Source organism: Actinoplanes sp. NPDC051388, from assembly GCF_055586225.1.
This window is the reverse complement of record NZ_JBVJIP010000037.1, coordinates 1-15,727: the sequence shown is the minus strand read 5'-3', so window position 1 is coordinate 15,727 and position 15,727 is coordinate 1. Positions and strand designations below refer to the sequence as shown.

Below are 15,727 nucleotides of genomic sequence, written 5' to 3'. Positions count from 1 at the left end.
AGCCAATTCAGTCACCTACTCTGACGAGGCCGGTTACCATCCCGTTGCCGTCAATATCAAGGCCGTATGTTCCCGAGCGAGTGTCCTTGCTCCATAGGTTTTCAATCCGGTTTGCACCCTTGAACACACCACCGTTGTGCTGGTCGAGATCTCGACTGTAATAGCGCGGCAGTCCTGCGCCCGGCTTTCTGATTTCGCACACCGGCGCCTTACCGTAATTGCCGTTGACTTTGGTCATGCCCTTGTACCAGTTAGCGACGTCTTTCTGCTGATCTGCTGTCAGTGGATTCTTACAGGGTCCGACGTTGTGGACGAGCACCGGTGTGTTGCCGGCGAGCACATAGTACGTGTGGGGGCCGTCGATGGTGAGGTTGTACGCTGCGGCGTTGCGTGAGGTGGCGCCGGTTCCTTGGGTGACCGTGACGAATCCTGACGGCGTCGCCAATCGGTCGCCGTCAGTGAGCTTGTCGGCGCGTTCCCATGTTCGTTCGGTGGCGTTCCAGAATGGATGGTCCTCGGTGGTGGAGATGGCGCCGGCGGCGGTGGACAGGAGCCGCAGTTGGTCGTCGTGGACCCATGCGCGCTCGACGGCTTGCGGCCCGGTCTCCCCGGTTGCCGGGTCGGTCGCCAGCACCACGTCGCCGGGCTTGATGGCGTCGATCCGTTTCGTCGAGCCGTCAGCCATGAGGATCTCGGTATCACCGGAGAAGCTGCAGAAACTCGGTTTCGCAGCCGACGTGCTGCCACCTCGGCCGGTGGACCCACGCTGGCCGCCGCCACCGTCGCGGCCGGCGAAGAGGCCGCTTGCAGCGCTGTTGGCGATGCCGGCCGCTCCCGGGTCGACATGGGCTGGGCAGAAGATGCCGGGTTGACCGCACAGTTGCTCGGCGAAGAACGTGACGTCGTAGATGTCAGCGCCGACGCAGGTGTTCTCCGTGGCCATGCACTGCGCCTGCGGGTCCCGGGCGCCCCACTCCTTCCATTTGCGCATGGCTGCGAGGTAGGCGTCGGTGTAGACGTCCCAGGTGGGGGCGGTCACCTTGGTGGAGAAGTACCAGACTTCGGCGGGACGCTTCGGCGGGCTGGCGTTGCTTCTGCGCCGGGAGCCCCCGCCGCCCTGGCTGGGATGGCCGCCGCCGCTACTGCCGCCGGCGTGGGACGGCTGTCCGGTGCCGCCGGTGTTGTTGTAGGTCGGCGCTCCGCAGGACACCATCTTGTCGCCGACCATGCAGTCCAACATCAGGCCGGTGGGGTCGGCGAAGGTGACCGGGTTGTTGTTGGAGTAGCCGTAGCCGTTCCATTGTTTCGGGTCGGCGAGATCGAGCAGCGGATCCACCGAGATGAACCGGGCCGAAACCGGGTCGTACTCGCGGGCGCCGAGATGGACCAGGCCGGTCGGGTCGACGTCGCCGCCGACGAAGCCCTTCAACGTGGGCCACACAGGTTGAGTGCCGCGCGGTCTGCCGTACGGGGTCTGCCGGCGGATGTCCACCTTCTGCGTGTAGGCGTTGATGCTCAGATTCTGCGTGCCCTGGTGGTCCTCGTAGAGCCAGGTCAGGGTTTGCGTGCCGGGTACCCGCGAGGCCACCGTCCGGCCCGCGAAGCTGTAGTAGCGGGTGGCGTTGGTCGTGCTGCCCTGCCGGCGAAGTTCCATGCCGGGCAGATAGAGCGTGGCGCTCGTCGCGTCCCGGCGAATCAGGCGACCGCCGTCCGGGCCGTAGACGTGCGTGGTTGCGGCGGACCCCTCCGAGACGCTCGCCAGACGCCCTTCCGCGTCCCAGGTCATTGTCTGGCTCTGAGCGGGTCCGGTACGGCCGACCGTGTTCCCGGTCGCGTCGTAGGTGTAGGCGGTCGTCTTCGGGGTCTGACCCGGCACGGTCTCGGTCTGGCCGGTCATCGCGTGCGGCCGGACCACGGAAGCGCCGCTGGCCGGCACAGCGAACGCGCGGGTCGTGTTGCCGGCCGCGGTGTGCGAGACCTCGCCGGTGAGGTTGCCGACATCGTCGATGTTCCAGTCGAGCCAGTACGGTGCCGGGCCGCCGAGGTTGGCGACGGTCGGTGCGGTTTCGCAGGCGACGCCGGTCTTCGGCGTCCAAGCGGAGGTCAGCTGGCGCAGGGCGTCGTAGTCGAAGCATTGTGTTTCCGACGAACCGACCGCGGGGGTGTCGGTGATCCGGTCGATATTGCCGGCCCCGTCGTACTTGTAGACCTTGTCCGACACCGTGCCGCTCGCCGTCTCTGGCCGGACCTTCACCTCGTGAACGCGGCGGGTGTCCGGCTCATACGAAATGACTTCCTCGGCATAGACACCGGAGGTGATCTTCCGCATGCCGATCGTCGGTTCGCCGTAGGCGCTGTACTGCTGCCCTGCGACGTAGGTGCCGACACCGGTCGCCGTGGTCTCCAACGATGTCGGCAGCCCGCTCGCCGCGTCGACCTTGGTGGTGACGAGCTCGGGGTCAGACCGCCGGCGCTCGGGAATTCGATTCTCGTCGGCGCCCCGGTATACGCGGAGTAGCCGTGCCCGTAGACGTAGGTGCCGGCCAGTCCCGTTTCCGCAGTCGGAATGATCCACTGATCGCCAGCCACGCCGTAGCGGCTCGTGAAGTTGATGACCTGCCATTTATAGGCGTTGCCGTGGTCGTACCGGATCGTCTCGGTAAGTTGCCCGCCCCATTTCGGGCGGCCCGGCGCTGCGAGGGTGTCGTATTTCCATTCGGCCCGCTTGTTCGCGTCGGAGACGGAACCGTCATACAGTCCCGTCTTGCGGCCCAGCGAGTCGTAGGAATATGCCAGCACCTTGTTTTCGGCGTCGGTCGCCTTGGTCAGCTCACCGGCGACGTTGTATTCCATCTGCACGCGGCCGCTGTCGGGGTCCTTAGATTCGATCTTGCGTCCCCGCGGATCGTATTTGTAGGTCCATTCATTGCCGCCGTTGTCGATGACTTTGGTCAGTTGGTCCTTACGGTCATATTGGTACCGGGTCGTGCGGTGCGCTCCGTCTTCGCCGCCGGGAGCGGTGTAGAGCCAGAGTTCGGCCGTGCGGCCCTGCGCGTCGGTGACCGTCGTCGTGGTGGTCCCCCCGGCGGCGGGACCACGGTCACCCGGTCGCCCGCGTATGCCGTTGTGGTGCTCCACTTCGTGACGATGTTCGTGACGCCGTCACCGGAGCGGAAGTCGACCTTCGTGGCGCGGCCGGCCCGGTCATAGGTCGTGACGTTCTGGGTCGGCACGGACCATTCCGGTTCCCACCACAGCGTGGACGAGGGGCCGCCCGGCTCGGCGTGCGGGCCGAACGTCATCGACTCCCGGCCGTACGCGTCGTATTGGGTATCGGTGACGACGCGGTCGGTGCCTGGTGACTCGGTCTGAGTCTGCCGGGTGCGCAGCAAACCGTCGTAGATCGTGTATGTCACGTCCACGCCGCCGCCCGCGTTCAGCGCCTCAGCCTTGACGTAGGGGTACTGGTTGCGCTCCGGGGCGTAGCCGTACGAGTATCGAGATGACGGCTGCGTCGGGTGGTCGGCTCTGGCCCAGCCCAGCTCCCACACCCGGGCCGTCCGGCCGAGCGGATCGTATTGTGCCTCGGCGAACTTCCCGTTCGGGTCGACCGATTTGGTCTTCAAGCCCCAGTACGGTGCCAGCGAGGTTGTCGACGCCCAGGCCAGGTGATTCGTCTCGGTCAGTTGTGTGGTGAGTCCGGTGGCCGGCGAGTACGCGATGGTGCTGGTGTTGCCCTTCACGTCGGTGGTGGACCCCGGACGTCCGAAGTCGTCGTAGGTCGATTTCACGGTAGTCAGCCACGCCGTTCCGGATCCGGCTGTCCATTCCTTCAATTCGTCGATCTGGGTTTTCTCACCACGCGTCGGCGCCGTGGTCGACGTGGTGGCGCCGTCGTAGAACGTCGCGGAGTCGTCGATGACCTCTTCCGGTTTGGTCGGGGTGGTGCCGCACGGTAGGGCCGTCGTGGTCACCCGGCTAGGAAGTGTGGTGATGTTCCGGTTGACGTTGGGTCGGTAGGCGGTGGTAACGCACTGCTCGTCACCGGTCCTCGCGGTGTCCCCGTCGTCCTGCGCCCATTTGACGGTGCCGTAGACATCGTCGAAGTCGCTGCGCTGTGCGGTGATCCGCCAGCCGCGTTCGCCGTTCGCACCGAGGGTGGTGGCGTCATAGGTGGTCGCGGTGCCGGTGAAGTGGGCGCTGATGCCGTCGCGGGTGGCGGTCGCTGTCGAGCGCCACGGCACGTTGACTTGCTTGGTGATCGGCTTGTCCTCGGTGCCGTTGTAGGTGACCTGCTCGCGGACCATGCCGGCGAACTGGTCCTCGTCGTAGACCGTTTCGTCGCCGATGGTGGCGTCGACCGTCACCGTGCGCTTCCCGCCGGCGGCGTTGGCTCGATCGCCGTGCATGCCGCGCAGATACTTCGTTCTGGTCAGCGTCTGGTTGCTGTCGCCGACGCGGACGGCCACGATCCGGTAGCCGCGGAACTGGTCCCATGTTCGCCGACTGGGCTTGGTCAAGCCGTCGTCGTCGGCGTAGTGCCACGCCGGGCTGTCCTCGTACTGGTAATAGGTGTTGACCGTCGGTCCTTGCCGTCCGTCTTGGAGCTGGACGTCGGCCTGGGAGATCTTCTCCACCACGTACTTGTGCCAGTACTCGGTGATGTCCGGTCCGCCCGGGTCGTAGGGGTTGGGCCCCTCAACCGGATAACAACGGCGTTCGTTGCTTTGTGGCGACGACGGCAGGTCGCCCGACGTGCAGTCGGGCAGCGAGTAGGTGACCTGGACGATCGCGCCGGTCGGTTTGAGCGCCTCGACGTTCTCGTGGAAGTCGTGCGCCAACATTTTGTGAAGAAGCCGTCCGGCGGAAACAACGGACACCCGGGCAACGGCAAGGGCCGTGCGAGACCCAGAACCCTTCCGGAGCGGCCCGACGGCAAGGTCCTGCCACGCGAGATCGACGCGAAGCAGAAGAAGACCGACGATTTCCTATCCAATTTGGTTGGTCAAACACCGGAGGACGACATCGGTGATGCCCCGAAATATGTCGGGACAATTGGTGACGCTGCCCGCATCAAGGACCCTGGCAGCGCGATAGGGGTAAGGAACAACTACCCCGTCATGGACAACCCGGCGGCCGAAGGCATAGACCCCGCCGATGCATTCAGTCTCGCTGCCACGGTAATCTACTATTTCGTGCGTACAAGAAGTGGGAGAAGGTAACCGAATGCCGACGCACGGCGACCACACCAGGCCTCGCGAACAAACCCTGGGCCCGGAAGCTCGGATGTTGATCGCCGAGCTTGCCGGCGATCAAGCGCAGTGCCTGCAGCTTCGGGCACTGCTCGCCAACAAACCTTTCGAGTTGATACCCGCCGCGTTCGTCCTCGCCGCACGCCTCCGCTTCGGCTCCCCGGCCCAACGACCCACGGTTGCCCGATTCGTTGACCGGGTCGTGGACGCCGCCCCAGACGCCACCGGTTTCGCGCCATACGCCGTGGAGGGACTCATCCGCGGCGCAGCCGGCGAGCAATGGCTCATGACATCCGGCGGCTCAGCACCAACGGCGCGAATTATGTACGCCGCTCTGTTCGCTCTGATCGATGATCTCGGCCTCGATGAAGCCGGCACCCGGCAGCTGCTCGCCGAGGCCGAGCATGAAGCCGCCACCGCCCTCCGATCGGGGTTGCTGCCACCGGCTTCAGAAAGCGTCCCAGCCGACCTGCCACCGACCATGCACCACCGCGCAAGATCGCGGCTGTCTACCAACCAGAACGCGCCGGTATCAGCCGACGAAGCCCGCCCACCGCTTCGCCTGGCACCGGGTAAAGCGTGGAAGAAAGCCGGGAAGAAGGCACCCCGCTCGATGACGGCAAGGCACCTGAAATCCGTGCTCCTTCGCAACCACCGAGAGCCGGAGGAGACAGAGACTCCCACCGGCAACGAGCTTCTCTTGGCCGCTCAGGCCGCGCTGGTCGTGGCACTGCAGCTATACCTACCCGACGACCCCCAACTCCCGGAGATCTCCGCTCTCGTCGTGAAGGCGTGGGAGCAGGGCGACCCAGAGCTCGACCCGATGGGCATGGAGTATGTCGTGCGCGCCGCCGTCGGCGAGAAGGTCAGCCTCACCGGCATCAGCGCCAGGCACCGGCTCGACACCTGCGTCCACGTGCTCACCGTCATCACCGAGTGGTGGTCATACAGTGACCACGTACTCAACGCGGTGCTCGGCGAAGCTGAGGACGCGCTCGCCCGCGCGGGTCGGCGCCTCTCCTAAGCGGAGGGCCAAAACCGATGCGCTCAACACATTTCACCAGGATCGTGATCCGCACGGGCGGCCACGTCGCGGACAACACCGGATGCACAGCCCGAAGGTCTGCTCGGCTCAGCACTGGCGGCCACGCTGCTCGCCCGGAGGATCTAGCGGCCACACCAGCGGGCATGAACCGCATCGAACATCATAAATGGCAATACTGTTTAACAGCGCCGCCGGGGAGGCCGGGCCGGTAGCGATTCCGGGCACCCGACTGACCGTGCGTAGCCTCGGCGGACGGGCGAGTTGCGCGCCGCCAGGCCGGCCTTCTGCCGAGGAGGCGGGCCGGCGCTGTCACTGCCACCACCGGGCACGACAGTCCCGGACCGCACGGACCGGGATCTCAGACGGGTGCAGCGGCCGGCCCACGACCGGCCGGATGGTCCACGGGGTGATCTGGTCCCGGTCATGCTCCTCGGAGAACGCGGCCGCACTCGCCTCGTCGCCGGCATCCCGCAGCGCCTCAATCGCCGGGACAGCAGGATGTCCAACCGTCCGGTTCCGCCCCCGCGACGAGCAGGCGCTCGTGCACGGACACAGCCCGGTGCCCACACCACAGCCGCAGCGACTCGTGCCGCGGCCGCCGAACCGCCGGTAGCACTCACTCTCGTACTCCGGCGACGTGTCCTGCTTCTCCCGGGCAGGAGATGAACGAGGCTAGTGGGAGTTCCATGCGGTGGCCGCGATCTCGTATGCGGCGGCGGTTCCGTCGTCCCTACTGGTGAATCATGGCGGCAAGCGGTGGCAGCCTGTTGCCGATCCTCGGCCGACATGTGCGCCGTCTCGGGTTCGCACCACCACGGAGGGCGTACGGTGCTTCGCTCCCCGACATAAGCGGTTCCAGGCCCGGCGCTCGACCTCATGAGCGGCGCGCTGGCCGGCCAGGGCAGCCCGGATCGACACCTTCCGGGAGGCGGGCCAAGACCTCGATCGTGGCACGGAGCGCGCGGCCCGCAACCGCTGGGCGCCGCCCGCAGCGCCACGATGTCCACGCCGATTGCCTCCAACGCCCCTCGATACCGGCGTACACGCCTACTTCACCGAACCCGCTGTCAGACCACCCACCAGGTGCTTCTCCACGAGGGCGAAGAGGATCACGATAGGCACAACCGCGATCAGTGCCGCCCCGAACAGCTGGTCCCAGTGCTGCTCGTAACCGGTGACGTAGGAGTTGATGCCGACGTTGAGGGGCTTCTTCGCGTCGTCCTGCATCAGCGTCAGGGCGACTACGTACTCGTTCCAGGCCGCGATGAAGCTGAAGATGCCGGCCGTCACGATGCCGGGCCGGGTCAGCGGCAGCATCACCTGCAGCAGGGTCCGGACCCGCCCGCAACCGTCGATCTGGGCGGCTTCCTCGACCTCCTTGGGGATCGAGGCGAAGAAACTGTTCAGAATCCAGATCGCGAAGGCCAGGTTGAAGGCCGCGTTCGTCAGGATCACCGCCAGGTACGTGTTCACGAGGTTCAGCTGAAAGAACTCGCGGTAGAGGCCGACCACGAGCGACGCCGGGGCGAACAGCTGGGTCACCAGTACGAGTAGCAGGAACGCCGTACGACCCGGGAAGCGGTTGCGAGCTGTGTAGTACGCGGCCGGTACGGCGATCGCGACGACGATCACTGTGGACGACACCGCGACGACGAGCGAGGTTGTCAGCCAGTTGCGGAACCGCTGATCGCCGAGCACGTCGGCGAACGTGCTGAACTGCCATTCGCGGGGTAGCAGCGTTGGTGGCGCCTGCAGTACGTCGGCGCCGGGACGCAGCGCGTCGAGCAGCATCACCACGTATGGCGCCAGGAAGATCGCCGTGACGACCGCGCCGGCGGCCGTGAGCGCGTACGGGCGCAGCCCGCGTGACCGGCCCGCCGGGGCCGGGAGGAGCGTGGTCATGCTTGTTCCTTCCGCCAGTCGGTGACGCGCAGATAGCAGGCCACCGCGACGAGGATGAGGGCGACGTTCACGACACCGGCCGCGGCGGCCATGCCGACGTCGTGCTCGGCGCTCTTGAACGCCAGCTTGTACATGAAGGTGATCGAGGTGTCGTTGGTGAAGCCGGGGTTGCGGTCGTTGAGGGTGTAGACCACCGGGAACGAGTTGAAGACGTAGATGACGTCGAGAACGGTCGCCACCAGCAGGGCCGGCCTCAGCAGTGGCAGTGTCACGTGCCGGTACGCCTGCCACGGCGTCGCCCCGTCGATCCGCGCCGCTTCGTAGACGTCGCGCGGGATGGCGTTGAGCCCGGCCAGCAGCACGTACGCGGTGAACGGCACGGTGACGAAGATGCCCACCGCGACGATGGACAGCATCGAGAAGCGGTCGTCGCCGAGCCAGTCGATCGGTTCGTCGATAATGTGCAGCGAGGTCAGCAGCTTGTTGAGGATGCCGTAGTAGTAGCTGAGGATGAGCCCGAAGAGCCGGCTGGTGATGACCACCGATGCGGCCCAGGGAACCAGGACCGCCCAGCGCACGAGCCGCCGACCCGCGAAGTCCTTCGCCAGGAACTGCGCCAGCGCGAGGCTGATCAGGATGGTCGGGCCCACCACACCGGCCACCCAGATGAGGGTGTTGAGCAGGACGGATCCGACCGCGGGGTGGCTGAGCACGGCGGTGTAGTTGTCGGTGCCGGCGCCGCCCAGGCGCAGCCCCGTGATCGAGTACCGGCTGAGCGAGGCGCGGGCGAGTTCGATCGCCGGGTAGATCACCACGCCGCCGATGAGCAGCAGCGCGGGCCCGAGCCAGAGCAGGGCGTCGCGGCCCGGGCGTGGTCGCCGGTGCCGGACCGGCCGGGAGCGGCGCCCCGGCCCGGCGGGGGACGCCCGCCGGACCGGGGCGGCGGCGAGCCGCTCAGCCATTGCGCTCGGCCAGTTGCTGGAGGTCGTCCAGGACGGCGCGTGGGTCGCCGTCCGGTGCCACGGCGGTGCCCAGGTTCTGCTGCACGGCGATCTTCACCTTGTCCCAGGTGGGATCGTCGGTCGGGGTCAGCTGCACGTTGGGCAGTGTGTCGAGGTAGACCTTCAGCTTGTCGTCAGTGGCGAACACCCTCAGGCCAGATTTGGTGACCGGTAGGAAGCCCTCCGACTTGATCCACGTGTTGATCTGGTCGGGCGCGTAGTACAGCTCGTAGAACTTGCGGACGGCGTCCTGGTTGCCCTTCTTCTTGAACGCCATCAGGTAGTCCGTCACGCCGTACGTCTGCGGGGTGCCGCCGGTGTTGGTCGGCATGGGCGCGATGCCGTACTCGATGCCCGGGTACTTCGTGTCCAGTTGCGTCTGCAGCGGGCCGAAGCCGACCACCATGCCGGCCTTGCCCGACTGGAAGAGCGGGAAGGCGCCGTCGGTGCGGTTGGTCTTGCCCGGGTTGTGCTGGGTCACACCGTGCTTGACCGACAGGTCGCGCAGGAACTGCAGCGTCTCCACGTTCTTCGCGGAGTTGATCGTCCACGTGCCGCCGGACTTCCAGCCGCCGCCGTTGTTGAACGTCCAGATCGAGAACTCCGCCTGCGACTCCTCGGAGCCCAGCGGCTGGGCGTACCCGACCCGGCCGTCGCCCAGGGCCGTGATCTTCTGCGCGGCGGTGACGAACTCCGGCCAGGTCGCCGGTGGCTTCGCGACTCCGGCCTCGGCGAAGAGTGCCTTGTTGTAGAACAGCGCCCTCACCGAGGACAGGTCGGGGAAGCCGTAGAGCTTGCCGCCGTAGGTGCCGCTGCGGACGAAGGCGTCGAGGATGTCGGCCTTCGCCGCGGCCGGGAGCACCTCGTCCGACTGGTAGAGCAGGCCGTCGCGGGCGTAGCTGGCGTACGCGTTGAGGTTGAGGATGTCCGGGGGGTTGCCGTTCTGGACCATTGTGCTGCTTTGCTGGTCGATGTCGTTCCAGCTGACGATCTGGAGCTTCATCCGGACGCCGGTCTGCTGCTCGTACCGGGTGGCGAAGGCGCTCCAGAACGCCGCGGTGTGGTCCTTACTCATCTCGGCGATCACGACGGAGATCTCTTTCACCGGCTCGCTGCCGGTGCTGTCCGCGTTGCCGGCGCCGACGCCGCCGCCGCAGGCGCCGAGGGTGAGCGCGGTGCACGCCGCGAGGGCGGCTCTGCTGAATCTGGACATGGTGCTACTCCAATGCTGGGTCAGGGGAGAGTGATGACGCGGCGCTCGAGGCGGGCGCGTTCGGCGGCGAAGACGACCTCGTGGGCCGAGAGTGCGTCGGCCGCGGTGGCGGCCGTCCAGCGGGGGTCGCGGGTGGCGACCGCGGTGATGAAGGCGTCCATCAGGGCGGCGTCGCCGCCGCTGTGGCGGTTCAGCTGGGGGTCGTCGCCGGCGGAAGGCACGGCTACGACCTCGGTACGCCGGGTGCGGAAGTCGGTGACCCGGATCTGGTCCGCGTCGCAGTAGATCTCTCCGGCTGTACCGAAGATGCGGGTTTCGCGGGGCCGGGCGGTGGTGAACGCGGTCATGGTGAAGGTGGCCGTGGCGCCGCCGTCGAACTCCATCGCCACCACCTGGTGGTCCACGACGTCGTTGTCGCAGGCCCATACGCACCGCCCGTACGGCCCGGTGCGCAACGCCTCCGCAACCGTCTCCGGGCCGGGCTCGGGGGTGAGCACGCTCAGCGGCCACCCCGTCTCGCCGGCGGCCAGGTGGGCGCCATAGATCGCGGTGGCCGAGTACGCGCACCCGGTCCGCAGCGCGCAGTCGCAGCACCGGTAGGCCGCCTCGGCGGGGCGGTTGGCCGGGGTGAAATAGCTCAGCGCACCCGACGACGCCACCGTCCGCACGGGACGGCCCACGATGAACTGCAACCAGTCCAGGTCGTGGCAGGACTTGGCGAGCAGCATCGACGCGCCCTGGTCCGAGCGCCGCCAGTTGCCCCGCACGTAGGAGTGGGCGTAGTGGTCGAAGCCGACGGGCTCGAGGTGGTCGACGCTGACGATCTCGCCGACCGCGCCCGCGGCGAGCAGGTCGCGCAGCAGCAGCGTGTAGGGCGCGTACCGCAGCACGTGGCAGACGCCCATGACGACGCCGCTGCGGCGTACCGCCTCGATGACCCGGCGGCATTCCTCCAAGGTCGGGGCGATCGGCTTCTCCAGCAGCACGGCGTAGCCGGCCTCCGCAAACGCGATCGCTGGGGCGACGTGCCCGGCGTCCTGCGTCGCGATGATCACGGCGTCGGCGATCCGAGGCCCGGCGGCGAGGGGACGCCAGTGGGCGAGGGCCGCGGCGCCGGGGAGCCCGTGCCGCTCGGCGAGGGCGGCCCGGCGCGCGTCGTCCGGCTCGGCCACCGCGGCGATCGCGGCCCGGTCCGGGTGCTGCCGGATCCAGTGAGCGTAGGTCCCACCTCGGTCGCCGGCGCCGACCAGCAGAACGCGGACCGGCGGTGTCTCCGTCACGACTTCCACTGCGCCTCCAGATTGATAAAGCAATTGCTTTTTCTAATTGGCCAGACGGTAGACTCATGCCGGGAGTGACGCAAGTCCTCGTTCTCCGGCCGTTTTCAAGGGAGCCGCCCCGATGTCGGATACCCCGGTGACCTGGCCACTCGGCAACGCGGGCGGGGATCGCCCGATGCTCGCGCCCGCCGTCGTGGGCATGGGCGACCTGCGGACGGCCAACGCGGCGGCGGTGCTCGCGACCGTCCGGCAGGCCGCCGAGCCGCCGCGCGTCGCCGAGCTGGCCCGGCTCACCAAGCTGTCGCGCCCCACGGTCGAGGCCATCGTCGAGGACCTGCTCGCGTGCGGCCTGGTCGAGGACGCGCCGCCCACCTCGTCGCGCGGCGTGCAGTCGCCTGGCCGCCCCGCCCGCCGGTTGCGGTTCCGCCCCGCCGCCGGGTTCGTGCTCGGTCTGGACGTCCGCGTACGGTCCATCCGCGCGTGCCTGGCCGACCTGGATGGCTGCACCACCGTGGCCCGGCAGCGGGAGGTCTCCGCCGAGCTGACCGGCGACGAGCGCGTCGACGCGGTGATCGCGCTCGCCACCGCTGTCCTCACCGAGGCCGGCGTCACGCCTGCCCAGGTCCACGCGGTCACCGTCGGCACGCCGGGCTGGGTCGAGGACAACAACCGCATCCGGTACGTCGACAACCTGCGCGATTGGGCGCAGGCGGACGTGGTGGCCGCTCTGGGGGCGGCGCTGGACTGCCCGGTCGCGGTCGAGAACGACGCCCGCCTCGCCGCGCTGGGCGAGCAGTGGCGCGGCACCGGCGCCGGGGCCCAGGAAATGATCTTCATCCTGCTCGGCGAGCGACTGGGCGCCGGTGTCATCACCGGCGGGCGCCCGCTGCACGGCCACCACGGCGCGGCCGGCGAGATCGGCTTCATGATCTTCCCCGACGGCAACCCGCTCACCGCCCGCGCGATCGGTACCGCCGGCGCCCAGCGGCCCGGCGTCAACCCTCGGGCCGTCTACAGCGACGCCGAGGTGCTGCGCGGCGCCTCCGCCGGGGAGCCAGGCGCGGTCGAGACGCTCGAATCCGTCGGCCGCCGCCTCGCGGAGGCGATGGCCCCGGTCCTGCTCACCCTGGACCCGCAGCTCGTGGTGCTTGGCACCAGCCTGTTCGAACTGCCGGGTGCCGCGTCCGTGAGCGACTACGTGCTGAAGGCGGCCACGCAACACTCCCCGAGCCTGCTGGTCGACCCGCCCGAATGGCGGCTCTCCACGCTCGGCGACGAGGTAATCCTGACCGGCGCTGTGCGCTTCGCTCTCGCGGCCGTCGACCACGTGCTGCTCACCCGACCGACCAGCTTGTTCCGGTGATCACAGCCCGCGCACGTCGTGGCTGAACCGGAGGTTCGGCTCCACAGAGGTGGCGACGCTGTACCGCTCGGAAATACGGTTCGGGCTACGCTGCCTGCGAGTATTCGCTGATCAGTCCGTTGAGGATCTTCCTACGGCGGACCCGCACGGAGGCGCGGTCGAGGAAGGCGGGCGAGGTGTCAACGGCGTCGGGTGGGCGTTGATCGCGGCTCTGGCGGGTGAAGGTTGCCAGCTTGCGGTTTCACCGTTCTCGGGCGTAGCGGGACCGGGCGCGGAGCGTCGTGGCCCGGTGCGCGCTATTCGGCGCGGCACAATGCCGCCTCGGGTAACGACAAGCCCGGTACGAGCACATCGGCGTGGGCTCAGGAAGACTCAAGCGGCGCGACGGTACTCATGGATCAGCCCGCCCAGTACGTCGACCCGTTCCACCAGCGACTGTGCGCTGGCCGCCCGACCAGCGTCAGCCGAGCGGCCGGACGTGGCGGCTGCAGATCCAGGCTTTTGTGCGGTCGAACAGTGTTGTAATGGCGTAGGTACTCGGTCAGCACCCCGTGCAACTGGCGTTCGTTGAAGATCAGCGTCCAGTCCAGACACTCGGACCGAACCGTGCGCACCCAGCGGTCCGCGTACGCATTCGCGCGAGGCGCCCGGGGCGGAATTCTCACCACGTCGATGCCTGCCGCCGCGAAGACCGCGTCGAATGCTGCGCTGAACTTCGTATCCCGGTCCCGGATCAGGTACCGCAACCGGTGCGCTTGTTCATCCAGGTCCATCAGCAGGTTGCGGGCCTGCTGCGCGACCCACGCCCCGCAGGGGTGAGCGGTGATCCCGAGTAGGTGCACGCACCGTCGTTGGACGTCGACAACGAACAGTACGTACAGCCTGGTCAGGCCAACGGTTTCCACGGTGAAGAAATCCGTCGCCAGCTAGCCGCCAGCCTGAGTGCGCAGGAACTGGGTCCAGGTCAGCCCACCCCGCCGCGGTGCCGGCCCAAGACCACGCCGGCGCAGAATCCGCCGTACCGAGGTCGCCGAGACCCGCACGCCGAGGGTGCAGCACTCCCCCACGATCCGCAGATATCCCCAGCGAGGGTTCTCCCTCGCCAGCCGCACCACCAGCGCGACGATCTCCTCATCCACACCGCGCCGGTCACGACCGGTAGGCGGATAGGTCCACCGGCGGGCGATCAACTCCCGATGCCATCGCAGCAGCGTCGACGGCGTGACCAGGAAGACCGCCCACCGCTCCCGCGGCAACAGCTTCGCCAGCGCAGCCAACAACATTCGGTCCGCCGGCGTGTACCGCGGACGCGTCACCTGCCGGGTGAGACGCGCGGTCACGCGGCCAGGACCAGCTCCGGGCGGGTCACCGTGGTCCGGCGCCGGAGCCCTTCGGCGAGGGTGCGTGCCCACGTCATGCGGGCGGCGGCGAGCTCGGGGTAGTCGCCGTAGTAGGCGGCCACGTCGGCGATGCAGGCTCGGCTGCCGCCGTGGGCCCGGATGGCGCGCAGGATCGCGTGCTGCATCTGGTGTCGGGTGGGCCGATCGGCGACAGAGATGTCACTCAGGAAGAGGGCGGCGGCGCGGGCAGCGGTGACGGGATCGGCTGTGATGTTCATGGCTCATGTCACTTCCTTGGATCTCTCCGCGCCTTTGCGTGCTGCGGAGAGCTCGATAAGGCGGTTTCAGGCTGTTTCAAGCTACGGTTTCCGGTGAAGCGGCAGGCCGGTGCGCTTGGTGCTTGGCACGAACCGGGTAGCAGCGCGGACGGGTGTCGGCCGGATGCTGGTCCAGATGCTCGACGTCTTCGCCGAGTTCGAACGCGAAACCATCATCGACCGCGTCATCAACGGCATGGAACGCAAAGCCGCCAAAGGCCTGTGGACCGGCGGAGCCCGGCGGCCGATGGTTCGCTTCACGACCCGGCGCATGACAGTTCTGCGCGGCAAGTCGAGCCATACCAGCAGGTCGGCTTGTTCCGCAAGGTGCGCCCTGACCGCGTCGTACTGCCATTCGGTAACCCAGTCCGGACGGGCGCTGAAGCGGCGTACGTCTTCCTCGAAGGACGGGCGCTTGGTCCATGACGGCCCGTGGAAAAGGCTGTCGATCTCCACATGAGGGATACCCAGCGCAGCGGCTATGCGACAGGCGAGCGTGGTCTTGCCGGACCCCGATGTGCCAGCGACCAAGATTCGCCGAGGCCGACGAGGTAGGCATCGGCGGCATCGAGTACAGGCACGGGGGCAGGATAACGGCGTCAGTCACCCAGAGTCCGAGGCGGCAGGATTAGTGAGTCTGTGCTGGCCATGGAGCGAGGGCAGCGAAGGCTCAATTTTCAGCGCAGCGACAAACTTCGGTGACTCAAGCGGCGCGGCGGTACTCGTGGATCAACCCGCCCAACACATCGACTCGCTGCACCGAAGACTCGCGAGTGTCCGGCTCGACCAGCCTCAGCCGGGCGACCGGCCGCGGCGGTTGCAGGTCCAGGCTGCGGTGTGGTCGTACGGTGTTGTAGTGCCGCAGGTACTCGGTCAACACCTGGTGCAACTGTCGTTCGTTCCAGACCAACGTCCAGTCCAGACACTCGGCCCGGACGGTACGCACCCAGCGCTCCGCGTACGCGTTTCGCGCGAGGCGCCCGCGGCGGAATCTTCACCACGTCGACGCCGGCC

The 15,727-nt window shown here is 67.8% G+C and carries 13 protein-coding genes and 2 pseudogenes; 4 read left to right on the top strand and 11 right to left on the bottom strand.

Going from position 1 to position 15,727, the window contains the following annotated elements; all coding sequences use genetic code 11:
• Positions 1 to 7: 7 nt before the first annotated feature.
• The 3 genes and pseudogenes from ACZ6TI_RS47725 to ACZ6TI_RS47715 form a co-directional block, all read right to left on the bottom strand.
• Positions 8 to 2,407, bottom strand: coding sequence for a polymorphic toxin-type HINT domain-containing protein (locus tag ACZ6TI_RS47725; RefSeq protein WP_465351962.1), 2,400 nt, complete (start codon positions 2,405 to 2,407; stop codon positions 8 to 10).
• Between the two features lie 422 nt (positions 2,408 to 2,829).
• A pseudogene (locus ACZ6TI_RS47720) lies at positions 2,830 to 2,943 on the bottom strand (hypothetical protein); the annotation flags it as partial.
• An 8-nt stretch (positions 2,944 to 2,951) separates the two neighbouring features.
• Positions 2,952 to 4,844, bottom strand: coding sequence for a hypothetical protein (locus ACZ6TI_RS47715; protein WP_465351961.1), 1,893 nt, complete (start codon positions 4,842 to 4,844; stop codon positions 2,952 to 2,954).
• On the opposite strand from ACZ6TI_RS47715, the gene ACZ6TI_RS47710 reads away from it, so the two are divergent.
• Positions 4,824 to 5,222 carry a hypothetical protein gene (locus ACZ6TI_RS47710; RefSeq protein ID WP_465351960.1) on the top strand — a complete coding sequence of 133 codons (399 nt, stop codon included), beginning with the start codon at positions 4,824 to 4,826 and terminating at the stop codon, positions 5,220 to 5,222. The two genes, ACZ6TI_RS47715 and ACZ6TI_RS47710, sit on opposite strands and share 21 nt — an antisense overlap.
• Before the next feature lie 64 nt (positions 5,223 to 5,286).
• Positions 5,287 to 6,276, top strand: coding sequence for a hypothetical protein (locus ACZ6TI_RS47705; RefSeq protein WP_465351959.1), 990 nt, complete (start codon positions 5,287 to 5,289; stop codon positions 6,274 to 6,276).
• Positions 6,277 to 7,344: 1,068 nt separating this feature from the next.
• Here ACZ6TI_RS47705 and ACZ6TI_RS47700 read toward each other — a convergent pair.
• Genes ACZ6TI_RS47700 through ACZ6TI_RS47685 form a run of 4 tightly spaced genes read right to left on the bottom strand, consistent with a single transcriptional unit; the run spans position 7,345 to position 11,693 of the window.
• Positions 7,345 to 8,199, bottom strand: a complete 855-nt coding sequence (locus ACZ6TI_RS47700; RefSeq protein ID WP_465351958.1) for a carbohydrate ABC transporter permease — start codon at positions 8,197 to 8,199, stop codon at positions 7,345 to 7,347.
• Positions 8,196 to 9,161 carry a carbohydrate ABC transporter permease gene (locus ACZ6TI_RS47695; RefSeq protein ID WP_465351957.1) on the bottom strand — a complete coding sequence of 322 codons (966 nt, stop codon included), beginning with the start codon at positions 9,159 to 9,161 and terminating at the stop codon, positions 8,196 to 8,198. Before ACZ6TI_RS47695 ends, ACZ6TI_RS47700 begins: the two co-directional genes overlap by 4 nt.
• On the bottom strand, positions 9,154 to 10,413 hold the full coding sequence (locus ACZ6TI_RS47690; RefSeq protein ID WP_465351956.1) for an extracellular solute-binding protein: 1,260 nt from the start codon (positions 10,411 to 10,413) through the stop codon (positions 9,154 to 9,156). The genes ACZ6TI_RS47695 and ACZ6TI_RS47690 overlap by 8 nt, the downstream gene beginning before the upstream one ends.
• Positions 10,414 to 10,433: 20 nt before the next feature.
• Positions 10,434 to 11,693 carry a Gfo/Idh/MocA family protein gene (locus tag ACZ6TI_RS47685; RefSeq protein ID WP_465351955.1) on the bottom strand — a complete coding sequence of 420 codons (1,260 nt, stop codon included), beginning with the start codon at positions 11,691 to 11,693 and terminating at the stop codon, positions 10,434 to 10,436.
• A 121-nt stretch (positions 11,694 to 11,814) separates the two neighbouring features.
• On the opposite strand from ACZ6TI_RS47685, the gene ACZ6TI_RS47680 reads away from it, so the two are divergent.
• Complete coding sequence (locus ACZ6TI_RS47680) at positions 11,815 to 13,056, top strand: ROK family transcriptional regulator (protein WP_465351954.1); 1,242 nt, start codon at positions 11,815 to 11,817, stop codon at positions 13,054 to 13,056.
• A 398-nt stretch (positions 13,057 to 13,454) separates the two neighbouring features.
• Here ACZ6TI_RS47680 and ACZ6TI_RS47675 read toward each other — a convergent pair whose 3' ends face one another.
• From ACZ6TI_RS47675 to ACZ6TI_RS47665, 3 genes are read right to left on the bottom strand one after another with little or no spacing between them, the layout of a single operon-like run.
• Positions 13,455 to 13,961, bottom strand: a complete 507-nt coding sequence (locus ACZ6TI_RS47675; protein WP_465351953.1) for an integrase core domain-containing protein — start codon at positions 13,959 to 13,961, stop codon at positions 13,455 to 13,457.
• A 21-nt stretch (positions 13,962 to 13,982) separates the two neighbouring features.
• Complete coding sequence (locus ACZ6TI_RS47670; RefSeq protein WP_465351952.1) at positions 13,983 to 14,396, bottom strand: hypothetical protein; 414 nt, start codon at positions 14,394 to 14,396, stop codon at positions 13,983 to 13,985.
• On the bottom strand, positions 14,393 to 14,674 hold the full coding sequence (locus tag ACZ6TI_RS47665; RefSeq protein ID WP_465351951.1) for a hypothetical protein: 282 nt from the start codon (positions 14,672 to 14,674) through the stop codon (positions 14,393 to 14,395). The genes ACZ6TI_RS47670 and ACZ6TI_RS47665 overlap by 4 nt, the downstream gene beginning before the upstream one ends.
• A gap of 109 nt (positions 14,675 to 14,783) precedes the next feature.
• On the opposite strand from ACZ6TI_RS47665, the gene ACZ6TI_RS47660 reads away from it, so the two are divergent.
• Positions 14,784 to 15,173, top strand: coding sequence for a recombinase family protein (locus ACZ6TI_RS47660; RefSeq protein WP_465351950.1), 390 nt, complete (start codon positions 14,784 to 14,786; stop codon positions 15,171 to 15,173).
• A 243-nt stretch (positions 15,174 to 15,416) separates the two neighbouring features.
• Here ACZ6TI_RS47660 and ACZ6TI_RS47655 read toward each other — a convergent pair.
• Positions 15,417 to 15,686: pseudogene (locus ACZ6TI_RS47655) on the bottom strand (integrase core domain-containing protein); the annotation flags it as partial.
• Positions 15,687 to 15,727 lie beyond the last annotated feature (41 nt).